Here is a 21,134-nt window from a genome sequence, read left to right as displayed (position 1 = left end):
TGGCTCACTTCGCAAACAACTGGCCCATATCGGCGAACGCCTTGAACTCAAGTGCATTGCCAGACGGGTCCTTGAAGAACATCGTCGCCTGTTCGCCGACAAGGCCCTTGAAACGGATTTGGGGTTCCAGTTCGAACTTGATGCCAGCATTGCGAACACGCGAAGCAAGCTCGTCGAATTCTCCCATCGACAGAACAACGCCGAAGTGAGGCACCGGGACACCATGCCCATCGACGTCGCTTTTGTTGGCAGAATTCGGCGACGTGCACAGGTGCGTCACGATTTGGTTGCCGAAGAGCGAGAAGTCAATCCAGTGGTCGCTACTGCGCCCCTCTTCGCAACCCAGGATGGAACCGTAAAAGTGTCTCGCTGCATCCAGGTCGGTAACCGGAAACGCAAGATGGAAAGGTGCCGAACGCACAATGAATACTCCTCTTCAACAAAATATCAGGTGGACGCGACGCGACCTTCGTTACGCGCAGCTATACGGGTCGGCATTGGGGTCGCTAATCACATGGTCGGGGACGACCGCTCCCTTCAGAACAAGCGGCTTGCTCTTGCGCAGTTCACGCGCCGCATTCACTGCAGTGACGCCGCAGATTGCCGAGTGGTCGAGATGGAAAATCGAGAATGCGTCGCTTCCGCTGTCGCCCCGAATCACTTCACTTGTGCCGTGCGGGTTGCCGAAGACCTGGATGCTGAACTGATACTGGTCAGTCCAGTACGCCATCGTCGACGCATATTGCTCATCTTGACCAGCCATACACCGAGCAACGTGGGCGCCATGGTCTGCGGCGTGCTGCCAGGTCTCCTCGCGCCGGAAAGCCTGATGTCGCTGGTTGTAGTGATAGGCCACCTCGCCTGCCGCGTAGATGTCCTGCACACTGGTGCGCCCCAACCCGTCCGTGCGAATCCCTTCAGGGACGACCTCGACGCCGGCGGAGCGGGCGAGGCCAGCATTGGGCAAAATTCCGATTGCGACAAGCACTACGTCGGCATGGACTTCCGTACCGTCCGAAAGCGCAACGTCATAGCCATCGCCCAGAAAGTCCGCCGACTGAAGTGTTACGCCACAGCGGATATCAACGCCACGGTCCGCATGAGCGCGGGCGAGAAAGGCCGCGAGCAAAGGGCTGGCCGAACGCGCGAGCGGGCGTGCACCTGCTTCAACAACCGTCACGCGCAAACCGAGTTCGCGCGCAATCGCCGCCACTTCGAGGCCAATGACCCCGGCACCGACAACGAGCAGATGCCCATCATCGCCGAGCTTGTCGAGGTCGCAACGCAACCCTTGCGCGTCGTCCAAAGTACGCAGGTAGTGCACGAGCGGGTTCCCGATGGGAAACATCGCCAGCTCCCGAGCCCGCGACCCTGTCGCGAGCAACAGCTTCGCATAGCTGACTACGTCGCCATCCGAGAGCTTCACCGTCTTCCCAACGGCGTCTATTGCTACAGCGCCAACTCCGGTGCGCACCTCGATGCCGCGCGACGCGTAAAACGCGTCATTGCGCAACCATATATTTTGGGGAAGGTCACTCGAGCGCAGCACGTCCTTCGACAGCGGCGGACGGTCGTATGGAGCCGTCGACTCCTCGTTAATCAGGACGATACGTCCGTCGAATCCGCAATCGCGCAGCGCCTCGGCCGCCGATACCCCTGCAATTCCACCGCCAACGATGACGTACGGTGCTTCCGTGTTAAGCGTTCCCATTTCTCTCTTCCGCACAAACCAGTACGGTGCAGAGTACGGCGCGGGAAGCGGGAGCCGCAAATCATTTTTCAGACCCGTACCCATGAGGATAAATCATGCGTTTACCACCTCATCCAAGGTACCCAAGCGGTGAATTCACTGGATATACTTCGTCCGTAGACTGGCGTATTCTCCAGCGCCTCAATTAACGCATAGCACTCACATGAACAGCCCTCGACGCGTCGTACAGAGCGACCGCCTCCGCGACCAAGTCTATCGAATGTTGCGCGAAGACCTGCGCAATGGCTTGTTTTACCCTGGTCAGAGGTTGGTCGAGCTTGAACTGGCTGCGCACTACGGCGTCTCCCGAACGCCGATTCGCGAAGCCCTCTTTCAGCTTGCCCGAGAAGGTCTCATCACGGATTCGGACCGCGGCTATAGCCTCCCTGCGGATTCGCACGATGACTTCCTTGACCGTATCGCGGTCAGGCTGACACTCGACGCTACGTTGGCTGCACACGCGGCAAAACGTGCAACAGATGGACAGAAGACAGAGCTTGCTGAACACTTTGAAGGCATGCAGGCGGCGCACGCTGAGGGCGACGCGAAAGGGTTTTCGAACAGCGCGCATCTTCTACGGCTGTGTCTTATTGAAGCCGGACACAATGAGGCATTGAGCCGTGTCTGCCGGGTGCTCGAAGACCAGTTCCTGATAATGAGAAACAAGCAGTACCGGGAAGCGGACAATCGCGCCTTAGCGCTTGAATACGACGGGAAGCTTGTGGATGCGATTCAAGCCGCAGACTCTCGCAAGGCCGCCGAAGCCGCGCGTGAGTATATGGTCGAAATAATCGACCGATTTGGCGGCACTCGACCTGCGAACACGCTTGAGCCATGGGTGGCGAAGCGCGAAGCTGACTCGGAGTGAGTCGCGCCGGTGGCGACGCGCCCCACATTCCCAACCGGGTCAGAAATCACACAATTTGCCTCCGTTAATCTTCTTTCGGTAGCGCTATAGGCGCAATCCTCGTCGCAGGACAGAGCCGCGGGAGCTATCGCACTCGACGACGCTCGATACGAGGGCCGCAATCAACATTATCCCACTCGCCGCGGTGTCAATAACCCGATTCTCATCTCGGCAATTTCAATTATATAGGATTCCATATGGATAAGCGTCGAGTAAAGACTCGCCAGGGACGGCCATTCCATCTGCCGCCGAGTGCTCGCGTCGACGAATCTCTCCGTCTTCATCTTTGCTTTTTCGCTTTGCGCACGGCACATGGAAGAGCTTTTCATCTGGGGACTATTGTGCGGACGATGTTTGCGTCCTTCTATCTCTACGAAGCAGGCTATGGTTCAGGCGATGCGAGCATCTTCTCCGAAGCAGATGAGAAGTTTGTTTCAATTTCGCTGGAGTCGAAACTGGATGGACCATTCAGTTTGCGAGCCGATGCGGAATCGCCCACGGCGCGGTTACTCGAGCTCTACGACAGGCAACTGGAAACTGCTCCCGTGGCCTCGCTAGTCGATGCGCATCGCAGGGCCCAGATGAACCTACGTGCGGCACCCCAAGAGCAGCTCACGATAGGAGCATTGATAGCTCGAGCCAAAGTGGGCTCGATGACGCGACGTGATTTAAATTGCTGAGGCGTCTCAGGGCATGGGGTAGGTTCGCATGCGCGATTTTCGGCCGCAGGCTCTGTTCCGACTCGAGGCGGCCGGCGCAGAAGCTCTTCAAGCGTTTCGCACTGGCGCTTCCCATACGCCGGCATCCCGAGTCACAGTTGACCTCATCTACTGTCAAGACGAGGCTGGATACTCGAGAGCAACAACAGATACTCGATGTACGCGTTCGCCAGACAGACGGGAGCGCTCATGTTCACGGCGATGCTCTCAGTCACAGGTCGCTATGAGGAAGACGGCTTCGTCGCTATACCACTAAAGGACGATGTCCTGAGCCGTCATGAGTTCCAGATTCAAACGATGTCCGGCCGCCTGGTACCGACGCTTGTCAAAGATTTCTGCGAACATGTGAAAGTAGAAAAGGACCTCGCGATACGTCCGGGCAAGCGTCGCAGAAAACCTTCTATTTCGGCCTCCTGAAGTTCCCCTGCTGCTTCGTGTGTGCTGCGGACTCCAACTTCTGAAGACAAAGATTCGGGTGGCTGAAGCGGGCGTTGACGCCGGCCCCTAGGCGGCGCGGCGTACGTATAAATGTTGCTCACGTTTCACATGCGGACGCTAGACGTTCGACGCGGAAATCGTTAGGCTGGAAGCACTTCGTGAACAGTCTGACCCACGTCAAGGAGCTGGCACATGGAAGTGAGCATCGATGCGCTTGTCGACCTGCTGCGCGAAGTCGAAGCAGAGGACCCCATTGACTACGCCGACCTGCCGTTTGGTGAACAGGAGCTACGACGGCTCGTCATGAGCTCTCTTGTCGAGCGACACCACGCGGTGGAATCCGCGATGGCGGAGTCGGACATGCATGCGATGTACCTGCTCAGCACCGCAAAGCTCGTTCTTGAAAATACCGTGCTTCACGCTCGCCTACTTGTACTTCAGGGCCAACAAGTGGACGTTCAATCGCTCTTGGAGCCGTTCACACTAAAGGGCCGCAAGTAGCATTTCTCCGCTACTCGGAGATATAAGTCCGGTACCTAAAGGTGTCTTTTGACTTCCTTCATCAGGAAGCGGATTTCGACATCCAAGCCATCCACGGAAGGAAACCTTTTTACCGCCGTCTAGGCCGTCACTTGCCGGCAAGGGTCCGTCAATTCATCGACTTGCTCGCACTGAAACTGGCCTAGACGTTCAGTAGCCGCGAGCGACGAGGACACACAGATATTTGCGCGACGCGCACTCAAGCTTCACCAAACAATCCTTTCGGAGTGCCTGGGAAGCGGTCCGTATTCCTTTCGCATCAACGCTGCCGGCCTCTTCGCCTGCCCGTCAATGTGGCGTTGAAGTCAGAGAGAAGCATTGCAATAGTGACGCTCTCAAACTTAGCCAGCAGTGCGCTCTCCGCTTCACGGAGCGTTTCCGATAAGTGCGCGTTCACGGCCTGCTCAACCAGACATTCGGGGTGGTCATCCGACACAAGGTCCGAGAACAATGGCGGCTCGCCCACCGCGCGATAGATGTCCAGGAGCGTAATTTCTTCGAGCGGCTTGGCCAAGACCCAGCCGCCGCCGTGCCCCTTTTCCGACTGCACGTATCCGTTGTCCCGCAAACCCCCGAACATGCGCCGCACGACGACCGGGTTCGTCCCGAGCATTTCCGCCAGTGCATCTGACGTCAGGGGGCCGTCCGCGCGCTCCATGTGAATCAACGCGTGCAACGTACGCGACATCCGACTATCAACTCTCATCCCGGTCGACCATTTCATGAAACTCGATAAGTTGCGAAAGAGGATACCATAGAGCTATCATGTAACTTCACATGTTACATATTTGACTTGCCGATGGCTCCGGCCCTGTCGGCGCTCCTTGTTTCACCTCAGAATGGGAGAACCTCATGCAGTCGCAATTTGACGTCATCGTGGTTGGTGGCAGTTTCGCCGGGTTGTCTGCAGCCATGCAACTGGCACGGGCGAGGCGCCGCGTGCTCGTGGTTGACGGGAAAAGCCCTCGCAACCGGTTTGCCGCCCACTCGCATGGTTTCTTCGGCCAGGACGGCAAAAGCCCGGCGGATATCGTTAGCGAAGCCACGGCCCAGTTGGCCAAATATCCGACCGTCGAAATCGTGACGGCTGAAGCCAAGGAGGCCCGGCGCGCCGACGAACAGTTTGTCGTGACATTGAACGACGCGCGCTCCTTCAAGGGGAGCAGGATACTGCTCGCAACGGGCGTTCGGGATGAACTACCTGCGTTGCCTGGTCTCCAAGAGCGTTGGGGTGTAAGTGTGCTCCACTGCCCGTATTGTCACGGCTATGAAGTTGCCGACAAGAAGCTCGGCGTCCTGGCGACGAACGCGTTGTCAGTCCATCAGGCGTTGCTGATTCCAGATTGGGGGCCAACGACGTTCTTCACACAGGGAATCATCGAAGAGAGCGCTGACGACGCGGCCCTGCTCAAAGGTCGAAACGTGCTCATTGAGCGTAGCCCCGTGGTCGAGGTCTTGGGCGATGCACCGGACCTGACGGGATTGCGTCTTGCCGATGGTCGAGTTGTTGCCATCGACGCGCTGTTCGTCGGCCCGCGCACTCACATGGCCAGCAGCCTCGCCGAGCAACTCGGGTGCGACTTTGATGAGGGGCCGATGGGTCCAGTAATTCACGTCAATGACTTGAAGCAGACGAGCGTTCCCGGAGTCTTTGCCGCAGGCGATGCCGCCACCGCCTGGGCAAATGCTTCATTCGCCGCTGCAGCTGGAGTTGCCGCCGGCGTCGCTACTCACCGCTCACTCATTTTCGGCATCTAGACCCGACGGTCCCGAGTCATTGGAAGGAGAAGTCGCCTCGGCGGCTCTCGGAGGCTTCGGCTGTGCAACAAAATCAGCAGTTTCAAGGACGACCCGGCAGCCGTTTTGCGGCAACGTCTTCTGCTTGATGGCTCGAGCGATTCGCGGGTGGTTAAGCTGGAATACGAGCAGCATTTCCTGCTGGGTCTGATGTCGCGCGCCCAGTTGCTCACACGCCGCTTCGTACGAAAGAGTGAACGCGTGGTACCCGAGGTTCAGTCCATATACAGAGAAGAGAACACCCTCATCGGGTGAAAAAACCGCTGGCGTAAACTGTAAGTCTCCGCCTCCTGCCGCGTTAGCTGTTGACATCATCAGTTTCCCCCGAGGTGCTCACCGTTGAATGCAAAGCCGGGGCCGGACTCTTCCCGGCCTTGAGCGCATCATGCAGAACGCGAACTTGACTTCCATAGTAGCAAGCTTGCTGGCTCGCGTGCCGACCTTCGCGCTTGTACTGCCATCTAACCCACGCGCGTCCCTCTTTCTCGCCGCCTGTTCATTTGACACCCTCGTCCTCTGAAGCAGTCGCTCGAGCCTTGTCCGTTCTCGGCGGAGCAGGACAAGCCTCTGCGTGCATCAATTCTGCAGGGAACAAGTTCAGAAATGACCGCGCCTCGTCCATTGAACGACTGGCGAGCCAGCCCTCGTAGTCCGTCGGCCGCACTATAACCACGGACCGCTTTTCATCGCCTGGCTTGTGAAACCGATTCATGAGCGGATGCTCAGTTGAATTCACGGTGAGCATGGTGAACGATAATGACTTGCCCTCCTCGCCTTCATCCCACTCCCGCCAAAGACCCGCGATGCCGAAGGGCTCGCCTGACTCCATGCCGATGCGCCAACGCACAGCCTTACCTGACTCGTAATTCGGCTCGTAGAAGGCTTCGCATGGAACGAGACAGAGTTGCTGCCGCTTCCAGGCGCCGCTAAAGCTGCGCTTCTCTCCAACGGTCTCCGTGCGTGCATTCATCGTGTCGAAGACGCGAACACCCGGCGGGATGTGCTTGCGGGGGACCATCCCAAACGTGGCAACGTCCGCGCGCTCTATGCCTTCTACGCTCCGGATAATCGGGGCAGGATAGTCCTTGTACACATCGTCGCGCCATGGGCTGTCGGGCGGCTCGACCCCAAAATGCTTAAACAATCTATCGCGCCTAGCTGATGCATAGTTTGTGCACATGGGACCTCCACTGGGCAACCGTCATCTTGCCTCCTGCCGGCAATTCCAGGATACTGTATATCCATACAGTGATTCTGACAGAAAATGGAGCCGTGTTGGGAGTACAAGTGGGCGGTCTGGGACGAGTCCAAACTACGGTTCGTGCCCACGCCAATATGGCTAACGGACGAAGAGGCGCGTGGGGACTGGTATGCGTACGACATGTGCGTCTACCGCCTTGAGCACACGAAGCGAGACCGGATGCACACGGCTGGCCCGGCTGTGGACCCACCGGCTGCCGACTTGCCGTGGCATCGTGAGCGCCGGATGCGCGCTGAACGATGCAGGTACGGGCTACCACCGTTCGTCACACCGCTTGACGACGAACTGCGGCGCATCTGGAACCGGCATCCGCGGGAAGAGCTGGGTAGGCTCGCTCTGGAGGTCCAGTGCGGGCGTTACGCCATCTCGGAGCTGGAGGCAATTGCCGGCGAGAGCTATTGGCATATGCAAAAGGAATACGCGAGCGTCGAGGACGCACTGAAATTTCTTGGCCGCATTCGGCGGAGGCTCATGCAAGAGCTACAGAGAATCGGGCCAATCAAGTGGGAACGACGGTGACGGTGACGCCGAAGCAGCAGTAGATAGGACACGACGCTAAGCACAAGGGCCCGTGTCTACTCTCCTTACTTCCGAGCGGCCGCACCAGAAAATATGGTTGCGCTTGACACGTCCGCCCCCAGCAGCACAATTGATGCTTTACGAACAAAAGCGACCGGAGTCTGCGTACACTCGACTCCGTAAACCCGGGGCAATGAAGACATATCTGTTCCTTCGATTCGCGCAATATCGAGCATTCTGGAACGCCCGCCAGGCTATCGGCAGGGTCGCCTTCCTGTGCACGTCTCGTCTCTACAAGGCGAACCAATCTCTCAAAAACATCAGGACGAACAGCCTCTCGCTTGTCGGCATCGGTCGAGTGACGGCCGCACCATGGTTTCGAGCTATCGTTGTTGCGGCTATCTTCCAACTCAGCAATCCGTGGTTCTGCCACCTCTTTGCGCAACGCGGCTACTCGGTTCCCAATGACTCGGACTATGTCACCTTCCTCGCTGCAATCAGCAGTATCGGAGGTGTATTCATCGGCTTGTATTACGCTGCGATTGCGACAGTGGGAAGCGCGATGTATGCGAAGGTTCCGAGCAACCTACGCGATTTGCTTGCACAGGACAGATTCGGCAACGTGTACATGCAGTTTCTGTCGTTCTTGACCTATCTGTGTCTCGTTCTCATCTGTTTGCGGTTGTCGAGTCTTGACCGCATTTACATTGCCCCTCCGCTGATTACCCTGGCGGCAGGAGTTGGCGTTTTCGCGTTCGTGAAGCTTGGCCAACGGGTCTTTCATCTCTTCGACCCGGCGGAGCTCTCGTCACACATCTTCGAGCAACTGCATCGTTGGATGAGTGCGGTGACAGTGGGGAAACTCAAATGGCAAGACAAGTCGTTCCAGCGTCATGCGTACAAACAGGCTGAGAAATCCGTCACCGTTCTGGAAACCCTCCGAGACCTGTTGCTTCAAGAACCCCACCTCAACGGGACACCGTTGCTCGAAGTGTCGCTGCGCACGACACAGTTTCTCAGTCATTACAGGACACAGAAGGCCAGAATTTCGACGGACAGCCTGTGGTATCAGCAAATCTATCGCCACAAAGAGTGGTATCGAACAGATGATATGAGCCTATCTATTGCCACCGAGACAGGCACAAGCGTTTCCCCGAAAACCGAGGTCAATCGTGAATGGCTTGAAGAACGCCTGATAACGGTGCTACTGGACTGTCTTGCTGTCAATGTTCGCAACGCCCAGTGGGAAAATGCACTTACTGCTCTTCAGCATATCGAGAGTTACGCCACTCGGCTAGCCGCGCTCGGATGGGCCGACTCCGCCTTCGCAGTCTTCCAACAGACCTGCCATCGAACGACCGACGCAATCAAGCAATCATCTGGGGCGCCTCAAGTTGAGACCGTACAAAGAATCGCCGTTGCCGAGAGCCTCGCCACGCTTCCTATTGGTATAAGCCTTGCCTTGCGCAAAAGGTACGCTCAATTCCGCCGTGCAGACGTCGTTGCTCGCATCGAAAACATCGACTGGTCAAATCCGAGCAGCTACTACCGGAGCGGGTTTGAAGACTACGTGCTGAGCCAAATCGAGTATTTGGCACCACGGTTGGCATTCGAGTGCGCAGTCGAAGGCAAGAAAATTTCTCCCTCATGGTACTTGAGCGAACTGGCATTGCAGCCTGAAGCTAAGCAATTTGTTCAAAATATTTCCGTATTGACGAACAAACTTCCTGACGCATATACGACCATAAGGGAGACGTTCTCTGCGGCTGGCCTCCACTGGATGACGGCGGCGACGCTCAGCCGCCAATGGGAATACTGGCACAAGCTCAACGAGCAGGCTGCTGTCTGGCAACACGCATGGTCCGAGATGAGCGACGACCGAAAATTGACTGAGCTTCCTTGGGCCAGTTTTGACTTCGACTCGACTCGAGCGAAACTAGGCCCGTTGAAATCATCGATTCTCAAGACGATGGCGGGTCTCCAAATGCAGCTTAGTGCACTGGACCGACCGCCAACATATCCAGACTACGCCGGACAGTTCTTGCATTTCTCCGGTGAGGCTGTGCTACAGGCATTGCTCGATGAAGACACAGGCCTTCTGAGTGAAGTCTTTGACCGATATTTTGTTGGATGTCTCGCCGAGTTTGGAAAACTGCAGTCAAATGATGGTCCAGACTGGCTTGTGACGCAGAATCTAAGAATCGCGGCTGCACCCGTACTGGACCTGATGGAGGTTAGCGGCTATGCGCTACTGCTTTCGGAACTCCACGGAAATAGCGCTCTTTGGAGCTTCGTCCGCGCAACCTGGGACAGTTACTTCGCAGACGGCACAAAACCCAACGCAATCGTTGCCTTGGTCAACTTCGTTGAATCTGGACTAGGCGCCAAGCCGCGCGACATCCTCCGAATTCAGTGGCAACGACGGGTTGAGGACAAGCTCAACCAACTCCCCCGTAGGCCTGTCGAAGATAGGTCTTGGTACATGGCGAATGCGACGGAGGCAGTGCATCCTAGCGCCTTGGTGCGCGCAATGGCTTCACGGACTGACGCGCTGGACTACGAAGGCATTGACATCTTCATCGGACTTTATTTGGCGCGCAAGCCTGGCACCGTGAAGCTTAAAGAATACTGGAAGCGAAGCGCCCTCGCGGAAAAGCTTGCGGAAGAACGGTACGACGTAGACGCACCGCGCGACGAGGACAATACAAAATGACACGTGAAAAGCCGAGGCCCAAATGGACGCCCCGTCTTGCGAAATTCTTGCCTAGCCTGCGGCGAACAGAAGAAGACATCAATCAGAACATCTTTATGTTCGTTGAGGACATATCCAACCCTATGCCGCTTCACCGTACCAAGAAAATGGGACTTTCAGTCCAATTGTCCGGTACCGAAGATGCGCAGAGAAGAGCGCTTCAAGTCCTGGACGACCTATCCGAGCGCTCAGGTCACTCGGCCGAAGATAAACTCGCCAATGCCGTCGACAGCCTCGCAAAAGGAATCGCATGGGAAGGTCGGGTACAGTTCGAACTCATTCCAAGGGACGATGGAACCACGTTCTTTCATCAATTCACAACAAAGCGGTCACTCCGGATTTTTGGCGTCGTAGTTCAATATCTAAGCCTAGACGACAGACAATTTTGGCAAAGCCCTGCGCTACGATGGGCACCGGTTTCAACGATGTGGCACATCGATGTCCCGAAAGAGCTAGGCGGACGACGCGGCCATAAATGTCTGCTGTTAGGCCTAAGGAAATTCAACAACCTTGGCCCGCGCTTCTTGTCGACGGACATGCAGAGCGGGGGCAATCCTAGCAACTTCGACATCTCCGCATATGTACGTTCAAACAACATTTTCCGCTTCAAGCTTGCTCACGCTTGGGGATGGAACTGCCGTGATTTATCGACCGACCGCACAACGGAGTTCTACAACATGTATCGGAGCGCCGCTGCTGAAAAATCTCAATCCATTCTTAGAAGTCACATCATCGCGCAGATAAATTCGTTGCTTAAACGATTGAAGATTGATTGCACAATCTCCGCCGAGGGGTTACTAACCACCGAAGCTGCAGAGCGGATGATGCACGAACTGGTTAGCGGTCAATTGAGTTTCAAAGAATTTCTCGACATCAAATACGGTACGCGAACGTGAACGTGAACGTGCGTAGGCTAGAATGTACGTGCAGTTTTCGGACAGTCTAAGGGCGAACCGCACGCTCCCGCGGTTTCAAATTTCGATTCGACGCGAGCGTCGATACGCGCCATCTACCTACGAAGTCTTCTCTGGGTGGCCACCTGGCGCCGAGGTTTGTACTCACAGCGCGGATACGCCGAACATGCTTCAAACGCGCCATACGGACCGGTACGCGATACGATGACACCAATATTGCACGCTGGACACCGCTCCTCCTCAATCACCTCACCAGTAGTCGATTTAACTGTGACGGCCCCATCTTTGACCAACTCGTCCAAAAAGGAAGAAGCCTCTCCCTTAACGGTCAAAAGGACGACCGAGCGCCGTGCTCGGGTCAGGGCGACATAGAAAAGTCGGCGCTCTTCGCTAAGCGGATAAGCATCGCCGCTCGGCATAGCCATCGCCAAAACCGAGTCATCCACCCGAGTGCTCGGGAACGAACGGCTAAGCATGCCCGGCAGAATGACATAATCCGCCTGCGCTCCTTTCGAGCGGTGAATGCTCATGAACGTAAGCGCGATACGCCGACCATAGCGCTCGTTCCAGTTCGCAGGCACATACGACGCTTCCTTGTTATATCGTCCTAGAACGAAGACTGTCACGATGCCATCTTTACCGGCAGGTATCGCTCCCTCTTCAAGGCCTCGATGCAACTCCGCAAGAACCGAATCGACGGCCGCCTGCAACCCTCCGCGCTGCTCCACCTGGAACGCTCTGATAACAGGACCTATCGGTGCAGTCTTCGAGTGGACCTGCTTGGCGAGCTGATTCGGATTCTTGCTTATGAACCGGCTCGAGATGTCGCAGAGTGCTTGCGGGCAACGGAAAGTCTCTTCCAGCTTCATCAGCTCGTACTGCCCAAACCATTCATCGAAACGAGTCATGACTGACACGTCCGCGCCAGCGAAGCGGTTGATTGACTGCCAGTCGTCTCCGACCGCGAAGAAGAAGCGCCCTCGTCGATTGACCAGAGCGCGACAAAGACGCGCTCGCGCACGCGAGGCGTCCTGGAACTCATCGGCCAGAACCAGCTGATAGGGAGACTCGTAATGCCCGCTCTCAAGGTAAGCCGCCGCCTGATTGAGCATATCCTCAAAGTCGATGCCCTCTTCTGCAGCTAGAGCGACGTCCCACGCCCGCAGCACTGGACCCACGATTTCAAGGAACATACGATGGCGCTGGATGAATGCGTCGCTCCCGTCAGCGTCGAGTCGGTCCGCCAACGAGTCGACGCTCAGGCAATTGCTCTTCATGTGCGTAATGAAGATACGAACAAGGGCAATGAGCCTCTCGTTGTCCATCGGCGGGTACCCAAGCCCCGGCGACGACCGGTCCGGATTCGGGTCCAATACGATTCCGCGCGCGGTTAGCTCCTTACCGAGGACATCATCCAGCGAGCGCGTCCGCAGCTGGTATGAGGTCGTCTCTATCAGTTTCGTTCCGCGCCGCGCATGCTCAGCACGCTTCCATTCGACACCCTGCAGATACCCTGCAAATTCCGCGGGCGGCTCACCCTTGGCGTTGAGAGCGAAGTGCTCATGGTATAGCTGGGCATCGGGGTAGTAGAAGTCCGGGGTGTATTGACGATGGTCGGCAGTCGTCGTGTCGAACTCGTACTTGCGCTCGTACTCGTAATTAACGCCGTTGTAAAACAGCCAGTCGCAAATCAAACGCTCTTCATGGCTCCGCACACGCTCACCACGAACAGTCTGGATGTAGCCGACCCCGTCCCTGTCCCAGACATCCGCCGATGATGACGTGCTTCCAAACTCTGGCAGGTCACGTGCAAATACAACGCGAAAGAGGTCCCACTTCGTTCGGAACTCGCTCGAACTGTCCTTCAGGATGTCCACGATTTCCGCTAGCTTCCGCATACCGGCGGCCACGTCTACCGTCCATTCGGGAACGTTCGGCTTTCGTCCAGTGGCCGCCCCGATAATGCTCAGGCCGAGGGCGTGAAAGGTCCGCGCTTCGACTTTCTTCCCTTGGAGACCAACTTGCTCGAAGGCGGCTTTTGCGCGAGCATCGAGCTCTTCTGCGGCCTTCTTGTTGAAGGCAAGAAGCACAATCTGCTCCGGTCGCACAATATGACGGTGGACCGCATACACAGCCTTCGCCACCATTGTTGATGTCTTGCCAGACCCAGCAGATGCCACGACAAGCATTCGATTGTCGAAGCACATCACTGCGCGAATCTGGTCCGGGGTGAGCGGCTTGCTCTCAACGCGCTCAAACAATTCCATCGGCCAGTTCTTCTCGTTTTCGATGTAACCCACGTTGCCGACACGGCAGAACGAAAGCCACTCGTCACGACGAAAACTGACGAACGTCTCGACCCTCTTCCGCGCATCGGGAAGCGTCGCCAGATTGGCAGGGTCACGCACGTAGCTTAGTAGCGCCTCGTCGCTCAGAACAAGCTTCGGTCGCGTCGCGAACAATTCTATCTGGTCTTCGTGTGCGACCCACCCCGTCTTCTTGCGAATGACGTCGCCTCTATCAATGACGTCTTTCACCCACGCGCTAATCGCGGCATACGCTGCATTGAATTCCTTCTGTAGGGCTGCGCGCCGTCTGGCCACTTCCGCGGCCGCTTTGGCATCGGCAATAGCTGCTTGCAACGCTCGCGCCCGGCTTCTCGGCAAGCCATCTACCTTGATTGGCGACAAACCATCCATATGGAGCGTCAACGCTGCCCACAAGATGCCTGGACGCACGAGGACTGGCTCCGCACCGTCGGCAATAGCCTGCCTGTACGGCTTCCCGTCTAGGCTGAGCAGTAGTTCCTGCTGGTCGAGGTCGAGAACAAGGTTCCAACTACGCGACTTCGTAAAGTACAAGCCCAGCGGTGTCGGTCTAAAAATATGCGTCATGGATTTTTACACGCATCTCTTCGCCCACTGCCTGCTCCAGCAGTCCGTCGCCCCGAACCGGTTCGGCTGGGCGCCGCCGGGGTGCAGTCATGGCGAAGGTTCGGCGCTCACGGACCACCACAATAGCTGTATCGCGCCGCTCATAGCTGAGGTCAATGTGCTCGCAAGTTCGCGCGGCCACGCGTAGCTCCAGAACCGGTGCAGATGCTGCAGTCTATCGCCGTCCGTCGCGAATCGAACGAGTAAGCGTCCAACTGCTCTACGGAGCTGCTGCACTCCTGCTTGAGCACGGGGCTCCGCATGACACCAAACGCGCCGCGTCGAACCGGACTCGCTCCCCGCACCGACTTTGCGGTCCCCGCAGATTGCCGGCGGCTCATCTCGTATCACTAATCCGCCATTTGGCACTCGCTGAACGTGATACGGTTTCTTTACATGTATCCGCCTTTACCTATAGATGGAATACTTCATTCTAAGTATGCGGACTTCTTAATCGTAAAAATACAATTCTGCATTCCCATCTGTAGATGTATGGCAAGGCTTAGTCGGTACGTCCCATCGTATTGCGAACTGCAGACAAAAATTCTGCTCTCCTATCCCTGCCTCACGCGCTCAACATTGAAAGCACATCAATACAATTGTTATTGGTAACGTGTGCTTCCGAACAGACTTATGAATTTCGTAGTCCATCTCGTACAACAACGGAAAAAAATCAGCACCATCCCAGCGTCTTCGCGATTGCTGAAGACTTTCTTGCCGGATATATTCGCAATGCCCGCGTAAGAAACACGAAGTGAAAACGGAGGCTCCATGAACAACGTCCTGCTGGTCGTCAGTGTTGCGCTGTTATTCGGAGCCACCCAGGCGAGGGCCGAAGACATTCCGTGCGGCCCTAGCCTTGGCACTGCTGAGGAAACCGTCTTCGTTCCCGATGCCAATGCGAAGCTTGCCGCTACGGAGCCAGGAGCCTATGAGGCGGGCGTTGCCCTCGCGGCCAAAGGCAAACACGCAGGCTTTCACGCCGCTGCCGTGGCAAGCGCTGCCGCAGATGCTTTCACGACGACATACCGCGCCGGCACACCGGTCGCCCGCCCCGACACACCCAGCCCAGCGGCAGACAGCAAGCCCGGCGTGAAGTGGTTCAAGCCGAAGAGCTCGTTTATCGAAGGCCTCCAGACGTTCGAGGACCCCTCGACGCAACTCGCGACAAACCAGATAAACGACGTCAGCCGGCAGATAGCGAATGGCACATTCGACTTAAGGCATGTCTACGCCGCAGTTCAAAAGCAGGCCTACGAACAGAGCCTCGTCGGGGGCGCTAGTGTCAGCGCGTATTCCCGCTTCGAGGAAGGTGGCGGCCAATTCGGCCCAAGCGATGCGCCGATTCGCCATGGCGGAGGGGTCAATTCCGGGGCTGGCGTTGGAGTCTTCGCTGGTGAAGGCGGCGGTCACGGGGGTGGTTTTCCCGGTCGCCCTACTGGCGGGCCAAACTCGGTGACAACCGCTCCGGCTGACCAGGGTGGCGTTGTTGCCTCGAACATCGGGGTTCCTAGCCTGGCGCCGGGTCAGAAGGCCTATCTTCAGGGCGTGTTGGCGGCAGCCCCGGACGCGCAGGACTGTACGCAAGACGTCTTTTTCGACACGAATGACGCACTGGGTGAGCTTGGGCAAGCCTACGGCGGAGAGAACCAGAACGTCGTCGAGCAGAACACCGAGTGGAGAAAATATCTTGCCAACCCGCGAGCCTACGGTGACTCAAAGAAGGCTGCTCTTTTTGACAAGGCTACAACGGCAACAAAAAGCCTGTTGACCAAGTGTTACAAGCCGGCTAGCTCATCGCCTGCATATGAACAACTGGAAATACCCAAGAGGCTGGGATTTATCGTTCTCGATGACCGCCGCGTTTGCGAAGCCCTCCTCCTCTCTAGCGACCATATTCTGACCGCAAGGCATTGCTGGTACAGCACAACTGACGACAAGCCTCGCGCGGAGTATCTAAAGGGTACCGCATACTTCGAACAGTCTGGCAATACCGCGAAGCGCCATCAAATCTGTGCAGCAGAAACAAAGCTGAAGGGAACGAGTCAGTCCCTCCAATCCATGAGCGAAGAGCAGGTCGTCATGCGAATTGCTCCTGTGTCGGAGGACGTCACCGCCCTTGAGGTGATGGGTGCGGACGAAATCAAACCATTTCCGACGTCGAGTTCGCCTCCCCCCAACACACCGCTAACCTCTGCGGTTGTTTTCACCTGGATTGACAACGCGCAAGCCCTCAATCCTGCGTTCGCGAATGACCTCGCCGTTGGCACAGTTCCATGTTTCGTAATCGCCTATGACGCGTCACAGCGGTGCTTTACAAACATGTGCATGACCTACGAAGGCACGAGTGGCGGCCCCGTCTTCGCTAAAAACCCGTCCGGGAAGTGGAAGCTACTAGGCGTGCATCTCGGTGCCGCTAAACCCGATGACGCGGTGTACCCCGTATGTACAAGCAATGGCACAAAGAGGGTAAATGCCGGACTCATGCCCAACATGAGTCTCCTCGCAAAATTCACGACAAAGGGAAATAAATGAAGCGGCTCACAACAACCCTATTGGCGAGCGCTGCGGTGGCCCCCAGCTTGCTAGGTGACCCCGCATTTGCGCAGGACCCGGTTCTTCGAGTGGGGCTATCCAAAGTATGCCCCTCCGACTATGACGGTTCAAATGCGACCAGTGAAGCGCTCCCGGCCATCGCTGTCGCGCTGCTTGGCAACGCCGCCATGCAGTTGACCTCTTCGCTCATTGACGACATCACCACCTATCTCGAAAAGAAGCCTGCTACGACGCTCGACGACGTCTACCCTGCCGACGTCTTTCTGCAAACCGACGGCAAGGGCAAAATCACTATTGCGGACTCTGCTCAATGTGTCTGGGTGGCCGCGTCAGCTTCGTTTGTCCCTCCAACGATTAAGCCGCTCGGAGGAAGAACCTCGGGCTCAAAAGCGCTGACGTACTCGGACGAGGACCTCCATCGGCTGGTGCCTTTTGATGTAACCGATAGAAAAGTGTTCCTGTCGATGACAGGAGCTCGCGAGCCAGTTGTTTTCTATTTCGAGGCAAGGGTTGCAATGTCCAGTACGGCGGAGGCGTGGCGACTCGCTCCTAAGAAGATGTACTATCCGACGTTCATCGCTCAAAGCAACGCGTTTCAGTCCCGAGCGCACGATGTTGCGTTCACGATTCAATACTCTAATCCTGGCCAGGACAATCAACCGTTCGCAACTTTCAGCATCACAAAAACAGACCTCCAGGAGGGTACACTCCCCGCTCAAGTCGTAGGCAAGAATCTAGCGTGGATGAAGGTGCCAACGGACAAACCACCCACCGCCGCCGAGAGCGGTGGCTACGCGCCGGTGAATGTCCGGGCACAGCTGGTAGAGACCCGTAAACCGAACGAGCTCGCTGATGCCATGGCGAAAGCCCTTGGCGCGAAGAAGTCGGACATTGCCACCGCAGTAGGCGACAAGGTCAGCTACGCGCTGTCCGCTCAGACGCGCGCAGATGCTGCGGTCGCGGCGACAACGACCCTGAAAACAGCCAATGACGCCTATAACACGGCGTACACTTCCGCGAAGGACGCCATGTCCAAGTACGATGATGCGCAGAAGGGCAACGACGATTCTGCGAAGGCGCTGGCGCTGAACAACGCGCGCGTGGCCTCTCTGGTGCTTGCGCACGCCACGGGCGCTGCGAGAGATGCGGCAGCAGCGGCAGGTTCGCAATTCACTCCAGCGCCGGACCCGACCAAGGACTTGCCGAAAGCCTGACGGGATACGAGCGAAAAAGGCGGCCTCGGCTGCCCTTTTCTCTCAACGACTGCGGTGACTCGCGGCGGAAGACATCGGACACCAGGCGGAGCCCCCGAAACGCGCTCTGTGCGCGTTTTGCCGCCACCGGCACAACGGCCCGGCGCCACAGCCCGCGCCTCAACCGTTCGGACTCGAACGACCAAAGAAGAATGTTTATACAAGCAGTTCTAATTCGACATCGTCGACCTACGGCAGCTCTGAGCCGCCGGTCGACCGCAAAGCCCCGACCTGAATTTCTACTACGAGCGGGGCCATCGAAAGGTTGCGGACGCATGCGATGAGAAATCCAACGCAGCCTCAGCAATCATTATCTCATTCAAATATTTATTCATGTATACGAGACTGCCCAAATATTTAAATCAACATAATAAAATCGGCAATTTCCTATTTTAAACCTTGATTTATACGCCTCACATAGATAATCTCAACTCACGCCTTTCAACTCGCAATAGAGATTACCTAAAAGTGACCAATATCATTCAACTGAATCCGTCCTCACACGTCCCGTTGGGGCTCCTTCTGCCTGCGGCTGAATATGGCTCCGCCAACTCACGATTTCGAGGGTTTGTTCTCGAACAGCCCGTCGAATTCGACCCACTGAGCTGCACCAACGCGCGCCGTTCGAGGTTTGCCACGTTGGTTATTGACGGTCCTCGTACGCCAATGCTGCTATTCATAATTCAACTTGGTGACGCAATTCTGTCGTGGCTGGCCGACCCAGCGGACTCTGCAGTCCGGAACGCCATTGACAGCTGGAACACCAACGAGTCGGTTTCAGTAGCATTGAGCCGCGAAAAGACGCACCTTTTTGTTATCCCCGTGACGCAAAAAATCGACCGAGCCGCGCTACTTCGCCCCGTGAAACCTGTTCAATCGTCGGATATTTTTACTTGCCAAGCAATTGAGGCCTTTAGCTCGGGAGCGGTTAACGAGGTTATCGCCGCTCATTTCTCCGCCGGCTCAAAGTCGAGCACTTGCTTGATTCATACCGAGGGTGTCGATTTGACTCTGACTCGTCAAGGCTATCAAGCCGAATACGACGCCAAGACGAATCAATTCCTGGCGAGAAAAAGCCTACTAGTCCCCTTCTAATTACTGCAACCAGACCAATCCCCTGACGGCGACCCATTCGCGAACGCAGTAAAGCATCGCTCCTCCGAACCGAGTCTTTGCTGCGGTCAGCTTACGCGCGCGTGCAAGCTATCTCCCACGCCCCGAAATTTAATCAATCCGAGGTCTACAAAATATGAGCAGTCGAACAACTCTGACTTATGACGCGACACCGCTGAAAGACCATGCAATCATTCTAAACGTACTAGGTTTAATAGACGACTATATGGAGTCAACGGAAGAGGAAGTCGATATGTTCGTCACATCTGCGTGGACCATTCTAAAAACTATTCCACATTGTGACGGTCAGGATTGCATTGTCGTTAGCCTGCCCAATATGAGCACGAGTGACTTGATGGACGGTTCGCACGACGTTTGTGTGGGCGTCGCCACGCTGTGGTATGGGCACCATCCATGCTTGATGCTGAACGATGGCTTGATTGGAATAGATGCAGAAACCATCCTCGACGCACATATTGAGGTTGGTGAGCCGCTGCTCATTGTCTTCGATTGCGAAGACGGATGCGTTCTCACCAGGACAAACTTTACGGCACAACTGGAAAATCAGTTGAAAGCAATTGTCGCGGTAAAGGATTTTCTTCCTCCCGCTAAGCGGGGCGACGATGGACGAAGCATAAGAGAGACAAAATACACCGCACGAGACGCCGCTTATTTTGGCTTCGGTTAGCCGCGCTGTCGCATTCAATCTACGCGCACACCGTTATTCGCGGAAGCGCTGCTCCGTCGCCGAAGCGAGGCAACGCCCGGCGTAAGCAATCGCGCCGAGAACGATTGGCCTATTCGGTCTCGTCGCCACCAGACTTTCCGTGCAAAGGAAAGCCCGCACCATAGGGCCCCGGGCGTTCAGATTCGCACATTATGGCTTCGAGTACCGTTTCCAGTTCGGCACGCATCTTGGTACGGTACTCCGTCAGAGCGGCAATCGGAATCCATTGAACACCGCCATCGCCCACTCGACTTGGAATTTTGTCGTCACTGATAAGTGACTTCACATATGCGCGCGAAAGGGTGAGCAGGCGTGCAGCGGCTTCGAGCGTCATCTCTTCACAGTCGGCCGTCACGGCTTTGCGCTCCTGACAGTCAGGAATCAGCTCTGCCGTCACATCCCTCCAAGGCTTGCCATTGCCGATATCCTTCGCGACAGTGTTGAACACATACTCGGCATCGACGCTATGCCCGCTCGGACCAACGAGTTGGTAGATTCGCCCACTTAATGTCTGCGCGGTACGTGTCGCCCTATCGAGGTGAAAGATTTTTGAGCTGACGCGTCCGCTAGACGTTTCCATACTGTAACCAACAAAATGCCTCGCACCCTCAGAGGTTTCGCGTATCGACCAATGCGCGAGCCAGACGATTTCGGCGCCCTGCTCACCTTGACGCAAGTAGATAGGCATTCTTTCTCCTTCAGCGTTGTTCCCAACTACGAACCAACCCTTGACCTGGCCTTTCGTCGTTGCTCAAACTGTTCGTCTAGAATGGCTTGCTTGAGTGCTCGACCAATCTCGGCGCTCGATGTTGTCATCCACTCTACGTAGCGGCGCGGAGTCAGCTCTCCTATGATAAGAGCAAGACCATGGTCGATTGCTTTGGAAAGTTGTTTCTCAACCCGTCGACCCAGTTTTGCCTTAGATTCGGAGCTAGTGCTTTCGCGACGCATCCTA

General features: G+C 56.3%; 18 protein-coding genes. 11 read left to right on the top strand and 7 right to left on the bottom strand.

What is annotated here, in order from left to right; translation table 11 throughout:
* Positions 1-4 precede the first annotated feature (4 nt).
* Together BLU17_RS10075 and BLU17_RS10070 are read right to left on the bottom strand one after the other, a co-directional pair.
* Positions 5-421: a VOC family protein gene (locus BLU17_RS10075; RefSeq protein WP_091996583.1), complete on the bottom strand. Its 417-nt coding sequence runs from the start codon at positions 419-421 to the stop codon at positions 5-7.
* 51 nt (positions 422-472) lie between these two features.
* Positions 473-1,795, bottom strand: a complete 1,323-nt coding sequence (locus BLU17_RS10070) for an NAD(P)/FAD-dependent oxidoreductase (RefSeq protein WP_091996582.1) — start codon at positions 1,793-1,795, stop codon at positions 473-475.
* Positions 1,796-1,913: 118 nt separating this feature from the next.
* Between BLU17_RS10070 and BLU17_RS10065 the strand changes: the two genes are divergently transcribed.
* The 4 genes from BLU17_RS10065 to BLU17_RS10050 all read left to right on the top strand — a co-directional run bounded on the left by BLU17_RS10065 (position 1,914) and on the right by BLU17_RS10050 (position 4,315).
* Complete coding sequence (locus BLU17_RS10065) at positions 1,914-2,618, top strand: GntR family transcriptional regulator (RefSeq protein WP_091996581.1); 705 nt, start codon at positions 1,914-1,916, stop codon at positions 2,616-2,618.
* A gap of 236 nt (positions 2,619-2,854) precedes the next feature.
* Positions 2,855-3,337: a hypothetical protein gene (locus BLU17_RS10060; protein WP_143189211.1), complete on the top strand. Its 483-nt coding sequence runs from the start codon at positions 2,855-2,857 to the stop codon at positions 3,335-3,337.
* Between the two features lie 228 nt (positions 3,338-3,565).
* Positions 3,566-3,793, top strand: a complete 228-nt coding sequence (locus BLU17_RS10055; RefSeq protein ID WP_143189210.1) for a hypothetical protein — start codon at positions 3,566-3,568, stop codon at positions 3,791-3,793.
* A 213-nt stretch (positions 3,794-4,006) separates the two neighbouring features.
* The gene (locus BLU17_RS10050) at positions 4,007-4,315 is read left to right on the top strand and encodes a hypothetical protein (RefSeq protein WP_091996578.1); all 309 of its coding nucleotides are present in this window, start codon (positions 4,007-4,009) and stop codon (positions 4,313-4,315) included.
* A 298-nt stretch (positions 4,316-4,613) separates the two neighbouring features.
* On the opposite strand, the gene BLU17_RS10045 is transcribed toward BLU17_RS10050, so the two are convergent.
* Entirely contained in the window at positions 4,614-5,060 is a 447-nt protein-coding gene (locus tag BLU17_RS10045) for an Rrf2 family transcriptional regulator (protein ID WP_091996725.1), read from the bottom strand.
* A 146-nt stretch (positions 5,061-5,206) separates the two neighbouring features.
* Here BLU17_RS10045 and BLU17_RS10040 point away from each other — a divergent pair, with 146 nt between their 5' ends.
* Entirely contained in the window at positions 5,207-6,112 is a 906-nt protein-coding gene (locus BLU17_RS10040) for an NAD(P)/FAD-dependent oxidoreductase (protein WP_091996577.1), read from the top strand.
* Here the strand turns inward: BLU17_RS10040 and BLU17_RS33490 are convergent.
* Complete coding sequence (locus BLU17_RS33490) at positions 6,092-6,463, bottom strand: hypothetical protein (protein WP_218136998.1); 372 nt, start codon at positions 6,461-6,463, stop codon at positions 6,092-6,094. The genes BLU17_RS10040 and BLU17_RS33490 overlap by 21 nt on opposite strands.
* Positions 6,464-6,647: 184 nt before the next feature.
* Positions 6,648-7,331 (bottom strand): SOS response-associated peptidase, encoded by a 684-nt coding sequence (locus BLU17_RS10035; RefSeq protein ID WP_091996576.1) that lies wholly within the window; start codon positions 7,329-7,331, stop codon positions 6,648-6,650.
* A 793-nt stretch (positions 7,332-8,124) separates the two neighbouring features.
* Here BLU17_RS10035 and BLU17_RS10025 point away from each other — a divergent pair.
* Complete coding sequence (locus tag BLU17_RS10025; protein ID WP_091996574.1) at positions 8,125-10,644, top strand: hypothetical protein; 2,520 nt, start codon at positions 8,125-8,127, stop codon at positions 10,642-10,644.
* Positions 10,641-11,579 carry a hypothetical protein gene (locus BLU17_RS32275; RefSeq protein ID WP_143189209.1) on the top strand — a complete coding sequence of 313 codons (939 nt, stop codon included), beginning with the start codon at positions 10,641-10,643 and terminating at the stop codon, positions 11,577-11,579. The genes BLU17_RS10025 and BLU17_RS32275 overlap by 4 nt, the downstream gene beginning before the upstream one ends.
* Before the next feature lie 113 nt (positions 11,580-11,692).
* On the opposite strand, the gene BLU17_RS10015 is transcribed toward BLU17_RS32275, so the two are convergent.
* Positions 11,693-14,491, bottom strand: a complete 2,799-nt coding sequence (locus tag BLU17_RS10015) for a UvrD-helicase domain-containing protein (RefSeq protein ID WP_091996572.1) — start codon at positions 14,489-14,491, stop codon at positions 11,693-11,695.
* Positions 14,492-15,301: 810 nt separating this feature from the next.
* Here BLU17_RS10015 and BLU17_RS10005 point away from each other — a divergent pair.
* The 4 genes from BLU17_RS10005 (at position 15,302) to BLU17_RS09990 (ending at position 20,140) form a co-directional block, all read left to right on the top strand.
* Entirely contained in the window at positions 15,302-17,065 is a 1,764-nt protein-coding gene (locus BLU17_RS10005; RefSeq protein WP_091996570.1) for a trypsin-like serine protease, read from the top strand.
* The gene (locus BLU17_RS10000; RefSeq protein ID WP_091996569.1) at positions 17,062-18,300 is read left to right on the top strand and encodes a hypothetical protein; all 1,239 of its coding nucleotides are present in this window, start codon (positions 17,062-17,064) and stop codon (positions 18,298-18,300) included. Before BLU17_RS10005 ends, BLU17_RS10000 begins: the two co-directional genes overlap by 4 nt.
* Before the next feature lie 507 nt (positions 18,301-18,807).
* Positions 18,808-19,434, top strand: coding sequence for a hypothetical protein (locus BLU17_RS09995; RefSeq protein ID WP_143189208.1), 627 nt, complete (start codon positions 18,808-18,810; stop codon positions 19,432-19,434).
* Positions 19,435-19,588: 154 nt separating this feature from the next.
* On the top strand, positions 19,589-20,140 hold the full coding sequence (locus BLU17_RS09990) for a hypothetical protein (protein ID WP_091996567.1): 552 nt from the start codon (positions 19,589-19,591) through the stop codon (positions 20,138-20,140).
* Between the two features lie 109 nt (positions 20,141-20,249).
* Here the strand turns inward: BLU17_RS09990 and BLU17_RS33080 are convergent, their stop codons facing one another.
* Positions 20,250-20,867 (bottom strand): hypothetical protein, encoded by a 618-nt coding sequence (locus tag BLU17_RS33080; RefSeq protein ID WP_176928998.1) that lies wholly within the window; start codon positions 20,865-20,867, stop codon positions 20,250-20,252.
* Positions 20,868-21,134: the final 267 nt, after the last annotated feature.

The sequence above is a fragment of the Paraburkholderia lycopersici genome (assembly GCF_900096975.1).
In the GTDB taxonomy this organism is placed as follows: Bacteria; Pseudomonadota; Gammaproteobacteria; order Burkholderiales; family Burkholderiaceae; genus Paraburkholderia; species Paraburkholderia lycopersici.
Note: the sequence above shows the minus strand (reverse complement) of the source record. Positions and strands in the feature narration are given on the sequence as shown.

Excerpts from the sequence above, each read along its gene's own strand:
- BLU17_RS10070 (WP_091996582.1), bottom strand. The coding sequence starts at position 1,795 with ATGGGTACGGGTCTGAAAAATGATTTGCGGCTCCCGCTTCCCGCGCCG.
- BLU17_RS10065 (WP_091996581.1), top strand. The coding sequence starts at position 1,914 with ATGAACAGCCCTCGACGCGTCGTACAGAGCGACCGCCTCCGCGACCAA.
- BLU17_RS10060 (WP_143189211.1), top strand. The coding sequence starts at position 2,855 with ATGGATAAGCGTCGAGTAAAGACTCGCCAGGGACGGCCATTCCATCTG.
- BLU17_RS10055 (WP_143189210.1), top strand. The coding sequence starts at position 3,566 with ATGTTCACGGCGATGCTCTCAGTCACAGGTCGCTATGAGGAAGACGGC.
- BLU17_RS10050 (WP_091996578.1), top strand. The coding sequence starts at position 4,007 with ATGGAAGTGAGCATCGATGCGCTTGTCGACCTGCTGCGCGAAGTCGAA.
- BLU17_RS10045 (WP_091996725.1), bottom strand. The coding sequence starts at position 5,060 with ATGAGAGTTGATAGTCGGATGTCGCGTACGTTGCACGCGTTGATTCAC.
- BLU17_RS10040 (WP_091996577.1), top strand. The coding sequence starts at position 5,207 with ATGCAGTCGCAATTTGACGTCATCGTGGTTGGTGGCAGTTTCGCCGGG.
- BLU17_RS33490 (WP_218136998.1), bottom strand. The coding sequence starts at position 6,463 with ATGTCAACAGCTAACGCGGCAGGAGGCGGAGACTTACAGTTTACGCCA.
- BLU17_RS10035 (WP_091996576.1), bottom strand. The coding sequence starts at position 7,331 with ATGTGCACAAACTATGCATCAGCTAGGCGCGATAGATTGTTTAAGCAT.
- BLU17_RS10025 (WP_091996574.1), top strand. The coding sequence starts at position 8,125 with ATGAAGACATATCTGTTCCTTCGATTCGCGCAATATCGAGCATTCTGG.
- BLU17_RS32275 (WP_143189209.1), top strand. The coding sequence starts at position 10,641 with ATGACACGTGAAAAGCCGAGGCCCAAATGGACGCCCCGTCTTGCGAAA.
- BLU17_RS10015 (WP_091996572.1), bottom strand. The coding sequence starts at position 14,491 with ATGACGCATATTTTTAGACCGACACCGCTGGGCTTGTACTTTACGAAG.
- BLU17_RS10005 (WP_091996570.1), top strand. The coding sequence starts at position 15,302 with ATGAACAACGTCCTGCTGGTCGTCAGTGTTGCGCTGTTATTCGGAGCC.
- BLU17_RS10000 (WP_091996569.1), top strand. The coding sequence starts at position 17,062 with ATGAAGCGGCTCACAACAACCCTATTGGCGAGCGCTGCGGTGGCCCCC.
- BLU17_RS09990 (WP_091996567.1), top strand. The coding sequence starts at position 19,589 with ATGAGCAGTCGAACAACTCTGACTTATGACGCGACACCGCTGAAAGAC.
- BLU17_RS33080 (WP_176928998.1), bottom strand. The coding sequence starts at position 20,867 with ATGCCTATCTACTTGCGTCAAGGTGAGCAGGGCGCCGAAATCGTCTGG.